This window comes from Arthrobacter sp. NPDC080086, from assembly GCF_040702285.1.
The window spans coordinates 36,246-52,526 of the sequence record NZ_JBFBKP010000013.1 but is presented as its reverse complement, the minus strand read 5'-3'; the positions used below and the strand labels follow the sequence as shown (position 1 = coordinate 52,526).

Annotated in this window: 12 protein-coding genes; 4 read left to right on the top strand and 8 right to left on the bottom strand. The window is 62.4% G+C overall.

Annotated features, from left to right (window positions below; all coding sequences use genetic code 11):
• Positions 1–158: 158 nt before the first annotated feature.
• Both trxB and trxA read left to right on the top strand, forming a co-directional pair.
• Positions 159–1,118: a thioredoxin-disulfide reductase gene (gene trxB, locus AB0305_RS07255; protein WP_364138087.1), complete on the top strand. Its 960-nt coding sequence runs from the start codon at positions 159–161 to the stop codon at positions 1,116–1,118.
• Positions 1,119–1,154: 36 nt separating this feature from the next.
• Positions 1,155–1,481 carry a thioredoxin gene (trxA, locus tag AB0305_RS07250; protein ID WP_290257117.1) on the top strand — a complete coding sequence of 109 codons (327 nt, stop codon included), beginning with the start codon at positions 1,155–1,157 and terminating at the stop codon, positions 1,479–1,481.
• A 5,425-nt stretch (positions 1,482–6,906) separates the two neighbouring features.
• On the opposite strand, the gene AB0305_RS07245 is transcribed toward trxA, so the two are convergent.
• The 8 genes from AB0305_RS07245 to rpmH form a co-directional block, all read right to left on the bottom strand.
• Positions 6,907–8,175, bottom strand: coding sequence for a ParB/RepB/Spo0J family partition protein (locus AB0305_RS07245; RefSeq protein WP_364138084.1), 1,269 nt, complete (start codon positions 8,173–8,175; stop codon positions 6,907–6,909).
• Positions 8,176–8,243: 68 nt separating this feature from the next.
• A complete protein-coding gene (locus tag AB0305_RS07240) occupies positions 8,244–9,311 on the bottom strand; it encodes a ParA family protein (protein WP_364138081.1) in 1,068 nt (355 codons plus the stop codon).
• An 85-nt stretch (positions 9,312–9,396) separates the two neighbouring features.
• On the bottom strand, positions 9,397–10,047 hold the full coding sequence (gene rsmG, locus AB0305_RS07235) for a 16S rRNA (guanine(527)-N(7))-methyltransferase RsmG (RefSeq protein WP_290257309.1): 651 nt from the start codon (positions 10,045–10,047) through the stop codon (positions 9,397–9,399).
• 17 nt (positions 10,048–10,064) lie between these two features.
• Positions 10,065–10,679 (bottom strand): R3H domain-containing nucleic acid-binding protein, encoded by a 615-nt coding sequence (locus AB0305_RS07230; protein WP_364138078.1) that lies wholly within the window; start codon positions 10,677–10,679, stop codon positions 10,065–10,067.
• Positions 10,679–11,653 carry a membrane protein insertase YidC gene (gene yidC / locus AB0305_RS07225; RefSeq protein ID WP_290257113.1) on the bottom strand — a complete coding sequence of 325 codons (975 nt, stop codon included), beginning with the start codon at positions 11,651–11,653 and terminating at the stop codon, positions 10,679–10,681. Before yidC ends, AB0305_RS07230 begins: the two co-directional genes overlap by 1 nt.
• 16 nt (positions 11,654–11,669) lie before the next feature.
• A complete protein-coding gene (gene yidD, locus AB0305_RS07220; RefSeq protein WP_364138452.1) occupies positions 11,670–12,032 on the bottom strand; it encodes a membrane protein insertion efficiency factor YidD in 363 nt (120 codons plus the stop codon).
• A 37-nt stretch (positions 12,033–12,069) separates the two neighbouring features.
• A complete protein-coding gene (rnpA, locus tag AB0305_RS07215) occupies positions 12,070–12,480 on the bottom strand; it encodes a ribonuclease P protein component (protein ID WP_364138074.1) in 411 nt (136 codons plus the stop codon).
• A 40-nt stretch (positions 12,481–12,520) separates the two neighbouring features.
• A complete protein-coding gene (gene rpmH, locus AB0305_RS07210; protein ID WP_003800212.1) occupies positions 12,521–12,658 on the bottom strand; it encodes a 50S ribosomal protein L34 in 138 nt (45 codons plus the stop codon).
• 465 nt (positions 12,659–13,123) lie between these two features.
• On the opposite strand from rpmH, the gene dnaA reads away from it, so the two are divergent.
• Positions 13,124–14,545, top strand: coding sequence for a chromosomal replication initiator protein DnaA (dnaA, locus tag AB0305_RS07205; protein ID WP_290257109.1), 1,422 nt, complete (start codon positions 13,124–13,126; stop codon positions 14,543–14,545).
• 570 nt (positions 14,546–15,115) lie between these two features.
• Positions 15,116–16,240: a DNA polymerase III subunit beta gene (gene dnaN, locus AB0305_RS07200; protein WP_290257108.1), complete on the top strand. Its 1,125-nt coding sequence runs from the start codon at positions 15,116–15,118 to the stop codon at positions 16,238–16,240.
• The last annotated feature ends 41 nt before the right edge of the window (positions 16,241–16,281 follow it).

Genomic DNA, 16,281 nt, shown 5'->3' with positions numbered 1-16,281 from the left:
TTCCGGGCCGTCCCGGCGGCTCCACACCGGTACCCTAGAAGGACGGGGCTAGGCCCCGTCCAAAGGCGTGCGCGGAATATTCACCCGGTGCGCTTAGTTGTGCCATGTGGCCGGCCAACCTGGCGGGTGCATCGACAAAGGAAGAGGTTCACCGTTCAGTGAGCAACGCAGAAAACACCGCGTCCGAAGTACGTGATGTCATCATCGTCGGCTCGGGGCCGGCCGGCTACACCGCCGCGGTGTACACGGCACGCGCCAACCTGAAGCCGCTGCTCCTGGCGGGCTCCGTCACCGCCGGTGGCGAACTGATGAATACCACCGACGTCGAGAACTACCCAGGGTTCCCCGAGGGCATCATGGGTCCTGACCTGATGGAGAACTTCGAGAAGCAGGCTGCCCGGTTCGGCACGGAGATCCAGTTCGAGGACGTCACAGAGCTGGACCTCGACGGCGACATCAAGACCGTCACCATTGCGACGGGGGAGACCTTCCGCGCACGGGCCATCATCCTGTCCACCGGGTCTGCCTACCGCGAACTGGGCCTGGCCAACGAGAAGCGCCTCTCCGGCCACGGCGTCAGCTGGTGTGCAACCTGCGACGGTTTCTTCTTCAAGGATCAGGACATCGCCGTGATCGGCGGTGGCGACTCCGCCATGGAAGAGGCTCTCTTCCTCACCAAGTTCGCCCGCTCCGTGACCGTGGTTCACCGCCGCGATACGCTGCGCGCCTCCAAGATCATGGCCGACCGAGCCCTGGCCCACGAGAAGATCAACTTCGTCTGGAACACCGGCGTCGAGGATGTCCTCGGCGGTGACAAGGTCACCGGACTCCGGGTGAAGAACCTGCTGGACGGCACCGAGTCCGAGCTGGCCGTTACCGGCGTCTTCGTCGCGATCGGCAACGATCCCCGCACTGACCTGGTCAAGGGCAAGCTGGATCTCACCCCGGAGGGCACCATCGCCGTCGAGGGCCGGTCCTCGAAGACCAGCGTCAAGGGTGTCTTCGCCGCCGGCGACGTCATCGACCCGACCTACCGCCAGGCCATCACCGCCTCCGGTTCCGGCTGTGTCGCGGCCGTCGACGTCGAGCACTACCTCGCAGACCTCCCGGTCGCCTAGAACAGCACGCTACCCCTCCACGAAAAGGACAAGGTTATGAGCAACGCAAAAGACGTAACAGACGCAAGCTTCAGCACTGATGTGCTCGCTTCCGACAAGCCAGTCATCGTCGACTTCTGGGCCGAATGGTGCGGCCCGTGCCGCAAGCTGGGCCCTATTCTGGACGAGATCTCGGTCGAGTACAGCGAAAAAGTCGACGTGGTCAAGGTTAACGTCGATGACAACCCGGCCATCGCGGCCGAATACGGCATCACCTCGATTCCGGCCGTCTACCTCTTCCAGGGTGGCGAAGTGAAGGGCAGCGTCATCGGCGCCCGCCCGAAGCAGTACTTCGAGAAGGAATTCGCGGACGTCCTGTCCTAGTTTCTCCTGACCGGCACTGGCCGGTCTCAGCACGGCGACGGCGGCTCTCCCCACTAGGGGAGCGCCGCCCTTTCGTTTCTGTTCCGATGAGAGAGATATCGCGGTTCGCGCGACTGTTTTCTCCTGGCTGCTTGGTTTCACTCAGCAGAGTGAGCGTTCTACCGGTTGGATATCAACCGAATACGAAGGTATATGCAGAGTAAATTTCCTTAGAGCCCCAGAAACCCAATGTCACGGGGGCTGCGTACTAGAGTCACCAGGAGTACCTCGACAAGCAGGTCAATTTTTTCGGTGAATCAAGGAATTGATCCATTTAGTTGTCCAACGCCTTGGCGTTATTACCCGTCCTGCGGAGTGCCGACACCGTCGTGTTTCACGTGAAACGTGCAGTAGCAGCACTGGGCTCCGGCGGATGAAAACCGACTCACCGCAACTGAAATTAGATTGCTGCGACCTTTCGGAGGAACCACTCGCCCGGAACTGGAGTGCCCATCCACTGTTTCACGTGAAACATGACATGTGCGTTCGCCTACTTTTCGAGACACCCTGAACTAGCTGTTGGCACCCTTGGCGGCATTCTCTGAGTCCCGCATCCCAAGGGAGAGTTCGCCGCAGAATGGATTCACGCTCAGCTGCCCTTGCGGTGAGGGCCCTGGATCGAAACGGCTGGACCGAATACGTGCATCTTGATCGGATTCGAAAGCCACCAGGAGGAGTGCTGATGCGGTTCCATCTGCTCCAGTCTCTAAAGAGATGATCAGGCCTCACAAAGAAGTGAAGCCGTGATTCAGCGACCGCAAACACTGCCAAGTCAACCACATTCAAAACACGGATCATCCCTCTTCTAGCTATTACGGTTTACATTCTTCTCTATCAGCTCTTGGACGCTCGACATTTCTCCCTAGTTCTTGCGTCAAGAGGGTAACCACCACCCATCTCCTCACACACGGCCAGTGTGTGCATCGCGGTTGCTTGCGCGGAGAGACGAGCCAATCCCTCTCAATAAACCTGTTTCACATGAAACGTTCAATGCCGGTAGCGGGATGCCTATGGAGGTAAACCTCCGGAGGCATGACATCAAAGCAACCAGATCGCGGTCGCAGGTACCGGGGATCAGGTTCCGGAGTGACGATGCTATTCAGACCAAGGCCTATCCTTGTTTCATGTGAAACCCTCACAACCCCTCCCAGTCTCCACCTTCACCCCAACCCTATGCCCAGGGGGGCGACGAGAGCGGCGGAACGAGCCTCCCAGCAGACGACGAGGGTGATGCGAGGCTCCTAGGCTTCGGATCCGCCTGTCGGCCTCGAAGCCGAAGGAGCAAGGAGGCCCATGGAGGCATGGCAGGGCGCTACCCAGGCTGAAGAGCCCATCCTCTACCTTGCCTCGGGTGCTACACCCATCCAGGCCCGATACTTCCCAGGGACCGTTAAAGTCGCGAGTTGTGGGCCGCCTCGACCTACAACGGTTCGCACATGACACCGGCAGTCAGGTGGAAGTGATCAGGTATTCAAACCGACAGCGGTAATGGTCAATTACGGGATGATCAGGTGAATTTGGGGAACTCCGGAGAGACCAGGTCAGAAGGACGAGTACGCCCAGGCACTTCGCGAATGGCGCCGGATCGGGGATTGGGAGGCATGAGCATTCGCGGCCGTCCTCCGCTGTTCCCGCCCTGCTGCGATGTAAAGGTGTTCGATGGACCCAAACATCTTCGTATCGATACCTAGCCTGTAGAGCCCTAGAGCCGATGGCGTCTATGAGTTCCTTGGGTACCCGATTCCCACCGGGGACCCACCTGACCATAGGGACCTACGCGAAAAATCCTGCTACGCGCCCGATTCAGGGAATGAACGGAACCACAGTGCGCTCTGGGGAGGACTGCAGGATGGTTCCATTCACGCCGAGCCGAGGTCGGTCGCTTGTCATCCCACCTGGGTGCCCATCACTCCCAAGGGTCGGCTGCGCCAGTTGGGCACGTAGTGTTCTCCTAGCGGCATCAGTGTGGGCCTGGCGCCCGCGCGAGGCACTCGTCCGTAGGGCCAGATCATCCTGAGCAACACACGACAAGCCCCCATGAGAGCGGCCGACTGCCATTCCGGGGAAGCCCGTCCTGGTCGTGGCTAACCCGAAGCGCCATGAACCTCAGCAGGACCGGCGCATCCCAACGGAACTTGCCTGAGCCCCAACGCACCGAACTGAGTATGCCGTCCCATATTAGGGGCCAAGCCTAACCACCTGGTGCTGGTCACTCTGGGACGCAGAGGAACCAGTTCGACCAATTGGCCTCAGAATTCATGGACATTGCCGTTACCAACTAGATTGCCGTCGCTCAGTCGACGGTACTGGCAACTCCCAACATAGACACAGGGGGAGTGCCGGTGCAGTTCCACCGGCAGCCCTAGCTGCGGATCCCTCAGCCCCGTGGAACAAAACCCTACGGCGCAAGTCGGCACATCAGCCCGCTGGCGAGGTGACAACGGTGGACATCACCCCGGACAGGGGCCAGCCTTCAATCACGATGTCCGTTCTCGAGCCTCTCCAAACGTGGATATCCACTGTGGCTATCCACAGCGATATCCACAGTCCATCGAGAGATTGCACACAGTCTTATCCACAGCCTCGCGATGCCTCATCAACAGTTCCCCTCGAGGGCGGGTCGGCCCGGATCAATCTCGCAGATGAGGAGAGGGCCGTCTCGTGGAGAAACGGAGTTGTTGGTTTTGTTAGATGGCCGGGCCACCGGCGGAAAGTTAACCCATTTGTGGCGAGATTTCGGCCAGTTCTGGGGATATTCGCCGGCACTCTGCCCGGCGGCAGTGTTTCACGTGAAACAAGCGCTGTCGCGCCTACTCCCACCGCTTACTTCACCCCAAGCAATATTCTCGGGTGCGCACATCTGAGACCATCTAGACCACGATGACCGCCGATCTTTCCACAAAGTTATCCACAACAATATCCACCGGCAAATTGGCTCTCAGAACCTGTGGTGATGGCTGCGAAGTTCGCTCTCGGCCGGTACCGATTCAACTCACTCACGCCGACCCTAAACCCTCACTCCCGGGCCCGGGGACTCAGTGGCGAACCACCGATCGCATCCACCCTTCGACTGGACACTGTTAGTCGTCGTTACCTGCTCACCGTCTTGCCGGTATCGACATTGGCCATGCCTGACAAACCCGACGAGCAACTCCCATCCAGATATCATCCGCCCCTGGCCACGGGTTCAGCCGCCGCGGGCAGGGGACCGGCTTCCGGGGTGTGGAGTCCGCCGTGTGGCCCGGCCGACCGCGTGCTTGGATCTGAGATGCGCACTCGGTTCTCCCCCGGCCGGCGTCCCCGAGCCGGCGTCCAGGGTCTGGGGGCCGGCATCTCGAGGCCCGCAATCCGCAGTCCGGCCTCCGGCGCCCGGGGGTCCAGGGTCCGGCTCTGGGTTTTGGTTTCGGAGCCCGGAGGTCCGAGGTGCGTCGTCGCAGGGGAGATTCTCCGACGCGCGGCCCGGAAAAGACCTTCCCTATTAGGTACTATCCGGCAAGCGATCATCTAGCCATGGGACTCCAGCGAGCATGTTGTCCCAGGCTGCCTGCTCTATGCGCCCCTTCGAACATCACCAGACGGGACTGGGCAGCTGACCCCGATACCTGGCGCTTGCCGCAGATCAGTACCGCACATGAGAACAAAAGGCCACGACCTCGCCACGGGCAGTTTGTACAAGCCACTGATGCACCCGCCGAGCCCATCGAGAGCACTTTGGCGAGAACAAGCAAGGGGAGTGCGGCACGGGACGAGAATCGGCTAGTCGGAAGATGCCCTGCGGGATCCGCTCTCGGTCGCTGAGGCAATCCTCAGTAGCCGGACCCCACTGATGCCGCAGTACACTAATCAGACTCGCGGTGGCACCCATAGGTTCAGGAGTGCACAACACTCAGGGTTGAGCGTCAAAGCGTGGACGAGCCCAGGAGCTCGCACACCTCCTTGAGCGCCCTACAGGCCCCAGTCTGAAGCCAGGTCGCCTCAGTGCTAGTGGTAGCGCCGTCGCTATCCCGGGAGACCCTCAGTAGGCGGCCCCGCCTCCGCGCCCGTGCGGCTTCTCGGCCCTCCGGTGGGGCCTGATGCCCGAGAACCCGACCCCCAGGACAATAGCGCCGAGCCGACGCAAACCGTTTCACGTGAAACATGTACACAGATCCATGATTGATTTGTAGGCTCCAGGCTTTTCATCCACGGCCTGTGCGCTTGTAGTCGAGACCTACCCTTCGCGGAACTCCGAGGTTGTCTGCGGAACGCAGAGATGTGGATCCACCTGTCCAAGGAGGCAACAGCCCATCGTGCCGGCAGACCTTTCGAAACCTTCAGGGAGGACCTACGTCGGAATATCGCGGCCGACGTCTCGGAACGTCCTGTCTTATCAAGCAAACCACTGATCAGGCTCATAGGCGCGGGCTTGTTTCACGTGAAACAGCATCGAAAACAGCAACCGCGAATAGAGACAAGCCGAAGGATGCCTTGGTTGCTGCCTCAGTATCTTGTGATCGCCGCTTCGGCCCCCTTACTTGAAAACGCCTAGGCGCCCCCAACAGGGGATGAGCACCCGAACAACAACAGTAAATCTGCCGCAGGCTACCGAGCGCGAATAGCGACCAATCACCCGGAAGCGCCTCAAGAAAACCAGACGCACACCTCGCCTCACAACTAGTTCAAAGCTAAGTGGCATGAGATGAGTCCTGCCGAGGCCACACAACGGGCGTTCGGCTGGCCAAACCGACGAATAAGGAATTGGGGTGGGGCCTAAAGTTGGACTGTAATCACCTCGAATGCGTCCGAAGACCCACCGTCGGCCGGGAACTCAATGCGCGCCAGGCAGGCTCGGGAGGCACCGTACAGCGCTGCAGAAGCAGGAAGGCGCCACCGCCCACGTCCAGCTCGAAGAGGGCTAGAAAGCGACATCCGGGGGATCTAAGCAGCCCTCTATGGTCATCATCATCCGGTGAACCCGCAATCCGGTCTGACGTCAGGACGTGGACTCCCGGGCCTGGCACGCAGCCGACGGGGCGTACCCAGACTCCCAGGCCCCTCGGCCGTGCGCCAAACACCGCACCGCGCCGCCGCACGCCCACAAAAGCGGCTCAGTTTGGGTGGCCTCATCCACCCACCCCGGTAGGCAAACCAGGACCACCCAACTTACTGCGTGCGCGTTGGCCGGTAGGTAAGACTCCTTGAACTGGCTGTGCCAACCGACGTGCCGCCGCTACCACCAGGGTGTCACCTTCAACATCGGTGAGGGTACGAACGAGGGATTCGCACCCAGTGTGGACGTCATGACCACCCAACAGCCACGAACACGTAGAGCAACCAGCCGGCGCTGGGCACACAAAAGAGGGCCCGTCTCACACGAAACGGACCCTCTTGAAGATGAATGAGAACCCTAGGTTGGATTGCCCGGCGTCAGCACATCCATGATGCGGTTCAGGTCTTCCACGCTGGCGAACTCGATGCTGACGCGTCCCTTGCGCGCACCGAGGGAGATCTTCACGTTGGTATCCAGACGGTCCGAGAGCGACGATGCCAGGTAGTCCAGACGTTCGTGCCGTGCACCGGGGCGGGGGATGTTGTTCTTGGCCGGGGCAGCGGGGCTCTGGTAGAGAGTGACGGCCTCCTCAGTGGCCCGGACAGACATGCCCTCGGCAACAATCTTCTGGGCCAGCCGTTCCATCGCGGCGGCGTCCGGAAGTGCCAGCAGGGCGCGGGCATGCCCGGCCGACAGCACACCGGCTCCAACACGGCGCTGTACCAACGGCGGGAGCTTCAGCAGACGCAGGGTGTTGGACACCTGCGGACGGGACCGGCCGATTCGGTCCGCCAACTGCTCGTGAGTGGTACCGAAGTCTTCCAGCAGCTGCTGGTATGCAGCGGCCTCTTCCAGCGGGTTGAGCTGGCTGCGGTGAAGGTTTTCAAGCAGTGCGTCCCGAAGGAGGTCATCATCGGTGGTGTCACGGACGATTGCGGGGATGGTTTCGAGGCCGGCGGCCTGTACTGCCCTCCACCGGCGTTCACCCATGACCAGCTCGTAGGGTTCTCCACCTTCTTCGGTTGAAGTTCGGACGACAATTGGCTGGAGGACGCCGATTTCACGAACGGAGTGAACGAGCTCCGCCATGTCGTCCTCATCAAAGACAGATCGCGGCTGTTTGCGGTTGGGGTGGATATCGCCGACCGGAATTTCAGCGAAGCGGACCCCGGGGACCGCAACCAGGTCCACGCCGTTATCGGCAGCCGGAAGCTCGGGCTCGGACTCTTCAAGCGCAGGGGCCTCGGCCGCCACCTTCGATGCGGCCGCACGATTCCGTCCGGACGTGCCCGGACCAGCCGGGGCGGCAGACTTACCCTTCGCCGCGGCGGCAGGCTTCCGGGTGGCTGCCTTAGTGGTCGTGTCCGACGGAGCCGGTCGGGACGTCGTCGTCTCCTCCGGCCCAGCAGATGTGGACGCAGCAGACTCGGGGGCAGCAGCATCAGGGGTTGCCTCTACCGGGGCTTCCTCGACAGCCGGCGCCTCGCCGGAGCGCTTGCTGGCCGGCGGGAAAAACAGATCCACGGGCCGGGACGGGGCCGCACCGTTTCCGGAGGCGTTAGCCGAGGCGGAACTTGGAATCAGTGCGCCAAGTCCGCGGCCCAGGCCGCGTCGCTTATCGCTCATGGATAAATCCCTCCATTGGAAGAGCGCGGCATGCTCCGGCTCTGGCTAGTGCAATTGTTGAGAAGATTCTAACGTTCGGCGATTTCAGCGGCGGCTTCCAAGTAGGACAGCGCGCCGCTGGACGACGGATCATAGGTCATGACCGTCTGCTGGTAACTGGGTGCCTCCGAAATGCGCACGGAGCGGGGAACCACGGCACTCAGAACCTGCTCGGGGAAGTGCTCACGAACCTCCGCGGCCACCTGGGCGGCGAGGTTGGTACGGCCGTCATACATGGTCAGCAGAATGGTCGAGACCACCAGGTCGGCATTGAGGTGCTTCTGGATCATCTCAATGTTCTTCAGCAGCTGGCTCAGACCTTCCAATGCGTAGTACTCGCACTGGATGGGAATGAGGACTTCACTGGCGGCACAGAAAGCATTGACCGTCAGGAGACCAAGGCTCGGCGGGCAGTCAATGAAGATGTAGTCCAGCCGCTCCTCGCCGTTCTTGGCGCGTTCCTTGGCGTAGACGTCGATCGCCCGGCGGAGCCGCTGCTCCCGTGCCACCAGGCTGACGAGCTCGATCTCGGCTCCGGCCAGGTGGATGGTGGCCGGTGCACAGATCAGCTTGGCGATGTCCGGGCACGGTGCGACAACGTCCTGCAACGGAACATCGTTGATAAGCACGTCGTAGATGCTGTCGACATCGGCATGGTGTTCGATGCCAAGGGCGGTGGAGGCGTTGCCCTGCGGGTCGATGTCGATGACAAGCACGTTGAGCCCGGCCGCGGCCAGCGCTGCGGCGATGTTCACCGTGGTGGTGGTCTTGCCGACGCCGCCCTTCTGGTTGGACACGGTGAAGATGCGGGTCTTCTCCGGCTTTGGCAGTTGCCGGCCCAGGAGGCGCTCCCGGCGTTTGTTTTCGTGGGCGAGTTCCCGTGCAATCGGGCTGGAGTCATCAATCGAATCCAGTACATTGCCGGTAGACATCGCCGAGGTTTCACGTGAAACCGACGAGGAAGATGAGCTGCTTGCAACCAAAGAAGGTTTGCTTATGGCGGAGGAATGAGAGGCAGCAGGCGCCATGAACGATCGTGCAGACCCCAGGGACACAAACGGCGGAATCCGTTGCGCGGAGGCTTCGCTACTGCTCACTTGACACTCTCACTCTCGCTCGGCGTTGACTGCCGCTAACTAGCCTAACCTCTTACCCCTCAACACAGCGGGCGCCGGGCGGACGCTACGCCTTCTTTAGGGGCTTATTCACTACGATGCGGACCACGGTGGTGGGCTCCTCAAGGAGATCCTCCCCGACAACCACGACGGACGTGTCCACGCCCCCCAGTTTGCGGATGGTCTTTGCGGCTTTTTCGATCTCTTCACCGGCGCTGCGGCCCTTGATGGCCACGACTTCACCCTTGCCCTGGAGCAGCGGGATAGTAAGCCCGGCCAAGTTGGTCAGGGCGGATACCGCGCGCGCGGTGACCACGTCGGCGTCGACCTGTCCCACGGCCAGCTCGGCACGGGTGCGCATCACCGTGACGTTGTCCAGACCGAGGTCATCGACCACTTCCTGCAACCAGATCACGCGCCGCTCCAGCGGCTCGATGAGTGTCAGTTCAAGGTCCGGACGGGCGATGGCCAGGCATAGCCCCGGGAGCCCGGCTCCGCTGCCGACGTCGGCCACGTGTTTGCCGGGCGCAATCTCACGTTCGATCACGGCACAGTTCAGCACGTGCCGGCTCCACAGTCGGGGCACCTCACGCGGGCCGATCAGGCCGCGTTCGGTACCGGACGTGGCGAGGTGCTCCACATAGCGCCGGGCCAGGTCCAGCCGGTCACCAAAAATCGCTTCGGCGGCCTTGAGTTCGGCCGCGGTAATCTCCACCATCATGCTGCTCTGCGGAGTCACTCTGCGGAGACAACGATGTGCCGCTGGGCACCCTCGCCCTCGGACTCGCTGACGAAGCCTAGGTCCGCGACGGCGTCATGCACGATTTTGCGCTCGTAAGCGCTCATCGGCTTCAGCGCCACCGGACCACCGCTCTCCTTGACCGAAGCGATGGCATCCTCGGCAATCTGCTTCAGGTCGCCGGCACGGTCCGTGCGGTACCCGTTGATGTCCAGGACCAGCCGGGAGCGGTTCTCCGTGGCGGCGAGGACGGCCAGACGGGTCAGTTCTTGCAGGGCCTCCAGCACCTCACCGTCGCGGCCCACGAGGTTCTCCAGGCCGGAGTTGTCCTCCTCGGCCACGATCGAGATGTAGGTCCGGCCGTTGCGCACCTCGATGTCGATGTCACCGTCGATATCCGCGATGTCCAGGAGTTCCTCGAGGTAGTCGGCGGCGACGTCGCCTTCCTCCTCCAAGCGGCTGGCGGTGTTGCTCTTGCCCGCGGGCTGGCCGGCTTCGGTATCCGTGGCTTCCGGGGCTTCAGCATCGTTGCTGGGCGCGGCCTCGTCGCGGACGTCTTCCTGGGACAGCGGCTCGGCGGCAATGGCGTGGTCGGTGCTCTCGGCAGGCATTACTTCCTCTTCCTGTTCTTGCGCTGGGGCTGGACGCGCTGGCTCTTGGCGACGGCGGCGCTGGCAGCGGCTTCCGCCTCTGCCTCGGCGTCGGCCTTCTTCGCACCCAGCAGGGGCAGGTTGGGCAGGCCCTTGGCGGCACGGCGCTCGGCCAGGGCCTTGGCGGCGGGGGAACCGGGGGTGGGCATGCGGCGGATCACAAAGAACTGCTGGCCCATGGTCCACAGGTTGGTGGTGGTCCAGTAGATGAGGACACCGATGGGGAAGTTGATGCCACCGACGCCGAAGACCAGCGGCAGGATATAGAGCATCATCTTCTGCTGACGCATGAAGGGGCTGGCCATGGCGTCTTCAGACATGTTCTTGGCCATGATCTGCTTCTGCGTGATGAACTGCGAGGCGGTCATCGCCAGGATCATGACGATCGAGAGGATCCAGACTGCGGTCTGGTTTCCGCCGCCGCCGTGGAGCAGCGAGGCGGACAACGGAGCACCGAAGATGCTGGATTCGTCGAACTGCCGGACCTGGTCGATGTTCATCGCGCCGATGCCCGTGCCTCCGGCCTTGGCGGAGCTGATGCCGGAGAGAACCTGGAAGAGGGCGAAGAAGAACGGCATCTGGATCAGCATGGGGAGGCACGCGGAGAACGGGTTGGTCCCGTGCTTCTTGTACATCGCCATCTGTTCCTGCGCCATGGCCTGGCGGGAAAGCTGGTCGGTCTTGCCCTTGTACTTGTCCTGGAGCTTCTTCAGGTCCGGCTGCAGCAGCTGCATGCCGCGCTGGGCCTTGATCTGCTTGACGAAGACGGGGATCAGCGCGGCGCGGATGACCAGCACCAGGCCGATGATGGAGAGGGTCCAGGTCCAGCCGTTGGCTGCAGGCAGGCCAATGAAGCTCAGTCCGTCGTGGAAGCCGATCATGATGGCCGATACCAGCCACTTGAACGGGGCCAGAATTGCTCCAAAGATGTCCATACGTTATTCCTCTTCGTCAGGCCGCGGGGCGGCCTTCTCCATCAGACTGTGCCGCCAGGTACTTGTCCGGGTTGTTCAGCACGACAATTCGGGGGGTGTGGCCGGCGGGCCACTCCCGGTGACCGGCGGGGACATGGTCCACACCGCCGGAATTCCATGGGTGGCAACGCAGCAGCCGGCGTACCGCCAGCCAGGTGCCCTTGACCGCCCCATGGACCGTCACCGCTTCCAGCGCATAGGCGGAGCAGCTCGGAAAGAATCGGCAGACCTGGCCGTACAGCGGAGACACAACCTTGCGGTAGGCCATCAACAGCAGAATGATCAGGTTGCGGGGCAGGTGCCACAGCGCGCGGCCCAACCAGGCGGCGGCCGCGGACACGCGCGGTGCAGGACCGGGGACGACGGCGGCATCTCGATTACGCACGCGGTGTCCCTTCCTGTGGTGTCTCACTCGAAACCTTGGCAACGGCCTGCGGCGGGCGGCCGGCCAGCCGCTTGAGGGTTGCTCCCAAGGCGGCATCGTAGTCATTACGCAGGGTCTCCCAGCCGGCGGACGCCGACGCGGGCAGGGCCCTGACGACGATGGCAAATCCGACGGGATAAGTGCGCAGCGACAACGCACCGGCTTCTCTCAGTCTCCTCTTAACGAGGTTCCTGACAACAGCGTTCCCGACACTCTTGGAAACGATGAAGCCGATGCGGCTAGGTTGGCCGTCAGGTAAAGCTGCCGTATATAACACTAAGTTCCGGCGTCCATTGCGGACGCCGGAACGTACAGTTGTTGAAAAATCGGTAGAGGTCCTCAGACGGTTCCGGGTGGCTAGCACCGCTCAACTCGCAAAAGGGTGATGACCGATAAGTCAGTATTTACGCCGACAGTTCGGTGCGGCCCTTGCCACGACGGGCTGCCAGGATGGCGCGGCCGGCACGGGTACGCATACGAAGGCGGAAGCCGTGCTTCTTGGCTCGACGGCGGTTATTCGGCTGAAAAGTCCGCTTGCTCACGTTAGTTACTCCAGTGGATCAAAGGTGCGCCCACCCGATCAAAAAAGGGGAAGAACTGGCCGACGCTAAGTTTTGTATGTGCCGCTACCCCGCTCCCGGTGACGCAGGCGTCTGGGAGAGCTTCAATGAAGCGAAAAGCGGACACAAAGGACTTCACAACGTTAGGGGAAAAACGGCTGCAGAGTCAAACCGGAGGGGTCGCCGGCGATCATCCCCAGCTGTGGCTAACCTGCCCCCGGGCCTGTGGATGAAGCACATCACAGGCCCCCGGAGAGAACCACAACGGTGTAATTATCCACAGGTCAGTTCCCAGCTATCTTCTGGGCTTTTCATCCCCTAGAGTGTCCCAGTAGCCCATTATCCACTGTCTGTGTACAACCCTGTGGATTACGCCGGGACCACACATCGAGTCCCGGGCGGTGCGGCTGCGGTAACGCCAGCAAGCAAGGTTTGAGGAATTCATTGATGACGGTAGACGAAGCCGACCACGCCAACACCGTCGGGAGCTCCTGGCGCCGGGTGGTCAGCCTCCTGGAAAACGACCACCGGGTTACCCCCAGGCAGCGCGGTTTTGTCATCCTCGCCCAGGCACAGGGCCTCATCGGCTCCACACTGCTGGTGGCCGTTCCCAATGAACTCACCCGAGAGGTGCTCCAGACCCAGGTCAAGGAAGCCCTCGACGACGCACTGCGGGACGTCTTCTCCGACGAGATCCGCTGCGCAATCGACGTCGACACCGAACTGGTGCCCCTGCACGTCGAACCCGAGGCGGCACCGGAGCTGACCCGCACGGCCGATCCCGCCGTCGAACTCAAGCCGCAGCCAATGCTGCCGAGCACCTCACACGAATTCGGCCGGCTGAACCCGAAGTACGTCTTCGACACCTTCGTGATCGGTTCCTCCAACCGGTTCGCGCACGCGGCCGCCGTCGCCGTTGCCGAAGCCCCGGCCAAGGCCTACAACCCGCTGTTCATCTACGGTGACTCGGGCCTCGGCAAGACCCACCTGCTCCACGCGATCGGCCACTACGCCCGCCGCCTCTACAGCGGGATCCGCGTCCGCTACGTCAACTCCGAAGAGTTCACCAACGACTTCATCAACTCGATCCGCGACGACGAGGGCACCAGCTTCAAGACCACCTACCGGAACGTCGACGTCCTGCTGATCGACGACATCCAGTTCCTGGCCGGCAAGGACCGCACGCTCGAGGAGTTCTTCCACACCTTCAACGCCCTGCACAACAACAACAAGCAGGTGGTCATCACCTCGGACCAGCCGCCGAAACTGCTGGCCGGCTTCGAAGACCGGATGAAGTCCCGCTTCGAGTGGGGCCTGCTGACCGACATCCAGCCGCCGGAACTGGAAACCCGCATCGCGATCCTCCGCAAGAAGGCGCTCAGCGAAGGCCTCTCCGCCCCGGACGATGCCCTCGAATACATCGCCTCCAAGATCTCCAGCAACATCCGCGAACTCGAAGGCGCCCTGATCCGGGTGACCGCCTTCGCCAGCCTGAACCGGCAGCCGGTCGACGTTGCCCTCGCGGAGATGGTCCTCAAGGACCTGATCACCGACGACGGCGCCCAGGAGATCACCTCGGCGCAGATCCTGACCCAGACCGCGGACTACTTCAAGCTCACCATGGAGGAGCTCTGCAGCAAGTCCCGGACCCGGACCCTGGTCACAGCGCGCCAGATCGCCATGTACCTCTGCCGGGAGCTGACCGACATGTCGCTGCCCAAGATCGGCCAGGAGCTCGGCGGCCGGGACCACACCACGGTGATCCACGCCGACCGTAAGATCCGCGAACTGATGGCCGAACGCCGGGTGATCTACAACCAGGTCACCGAACTGACCAACCGGATCAAGCAGCAGCAGCGGAATTCCTAGCCCCGCATCCGCATACTCATACCTTATTAACAGGGGGCTGTGGACAAGCCTGTGGATAGTTAAGGGGACAACGGCGGTTAATGGGCTTAAAACCCTTAAGCCGCCTGTGGATCGACGAAACGGCCGAAAATCTTGTCCCCATCCACACCCTGTTTAAAACCGGACGGACCCACAGCTCATGAACAGGGCTTAACCGCGGATCTGCGGGCCGGGACCGGGTTATCCACAGTTTCCACAGCAGTTATTAACACTACTAATCCCAAGAAAATGAAATTCCCTCAAACAACAATCTCCCTCCACCCCACCACGGCCCGGTCCAGGCCGAACTGAGGGCCCGGCCGAAACCACAGCGATGTAAGCCGGGGATGGGAGAACCCGGATCTTGGGGCTAAGCTGTCTGCTGTGCGTCCGTCCCCGGTCCCACCGTGTCCCCGCGCCGTCCCGGCGCATCCGGGACACGTCGTCCGGGGAACCGCATGACCACCACAGACCAGCTCCGGCGGCGCCTTCGGCACCCGCCGGCCGGTCCGTTCCAGCGATGTCAGCAGCAATGAAAGGCGGCACCCTTCCGTGAAGTTCAGAGTCGAGCGGGATGTCCTGGCCGAGGCAGTGACCTGGACCGCCCGGTCCTTGTCTCCGCGGCCGCCTGTTCCGGTACTGTCCGGCCTGCTGCTCAAGGCCGAGGCGGGCACCGTGAGCCTCTCGAGCTTCGATTACGAAACCTCCGCCCGGCTGGAAATCCCGGCCGACATCAGCACCGAGGGCACCATCCTGGTTTCCGGCCGCCTGCTCGCCGACATCTGCCGCAGCCTGCCGTCCGCACCGGTTGACATCGAAACCGATGGCAACAAGGTGACGCTCTCCTGCCGCCGAAGCAGCTTCCACCTGGCCACCATGCCGGAAACCGAATACCCGCCGCTGCCGGCACTGCCCCCGATCAGCGGCACCGTCCCCGGCGACGCCTTCGCCCAGGCGGTGTCCCAGGTCATTATCGCGGCCAGCAAGGACGACACCCTGCCGATCCTGACCGGTGTCCGGATGGAGATCGAGGATGACCTGATCACCCTCCTGGCAACCGACCGCTACCGCCTCGCCATGCGCGAGGTTCCGTGGAAGCCCGCCACCCCGGGCATCTCCACCAGCGCACTCGTCAAGGCCAAGACCCTCAACGAGGTGGCCAAGACCCTTGGTGGCAGCGGCGACATCCACTTGGCCCTGGCCGACGACGACAGCCGGCTGATTGGCTTCGAAAGCGGCGGCCGCACCACCACCTCGCTGCTGGTCGACGGCGACTACCCGAAGATCCGTTCGCTGTTCCCGGACTCCACCCCGATTCACGCCACCGTCCAGACCCAGGAGCTGGTCGAGGCCGTGCGGCGTGTCTCCCTCGTGGCCGAGCGCAACACCCCGGTCCGCCTCGCGTTCACCCAGGGCCAGCTGCACCTCGACGCCGGTACCGGCGAGGACGCCCAGGCGTCCGAGGAACTCGAATCCCAGCTCACCGGTGAGGACATCACCGTGGCCTTCAACCCGCACTACCTGATCGAAGGCCTCAGCGTCATCGAGACGAAGTTCGTGCGTTTCTCCTTCACCACGGCACCGAAGCCGGCGATGATCACGGCCCAGAAAGACGCCGACGGCGAGGACCAGGACGACTATCGCTACCTGGTCATGCCCGTCCGCCTGCCGAACTGAGCCTCCCAGCTTTACCCGTACCACCGCGCAGAAAAGAGTTC

What these genes read in the sequence shown, in the direction of transcription:
- trxA (WP_290257117.1), top strand. Translation starts at nt 1,155, where the DNA reads ATGAGCAACGCAAAAGACGTAACAGACGCAAGCTTCAGCACTGATGTG.
- AB0305_RS07245 (WP_364138084.1), bottom strand. Translation starts at nt 8,175, where the DNA reads ATGAGCGATAAGCGACGCGGCCTGGGCCGCGGACTTGGCGCACTGATT.
- rsmG (WP_290257309.1), bottom strand. Translation starts at nt 10,047, where the DNA reads ATGGTGGAGATTACCGCGGCCGAACTCAAGGCCGCCGAAGCGATTTTT.
- AB0305_RS07230 (WP_364138078.1), bottom strand. Translation starts at nt 10,679, where the DNA reads ATGCCTGCCGAGAGCACCGACCACGCCATTGCCGCCGAGCCGCTGTCC.
- yidC (WP_290257113.1), bottom strand. Translation starts at nt 11,653, where the DNA reads ATGGACATCTTTGGAGCAATTCTGGCCCCGTTCAAGTGGCTGGTATCG.
- dnaA (WP_290257109.1), top strand. Translation starts at nt 13,124, where the DNA reads ATGACGGTAGACGAAGCCGACCACGCCAACACCGTCGGGAGCTCCTGG.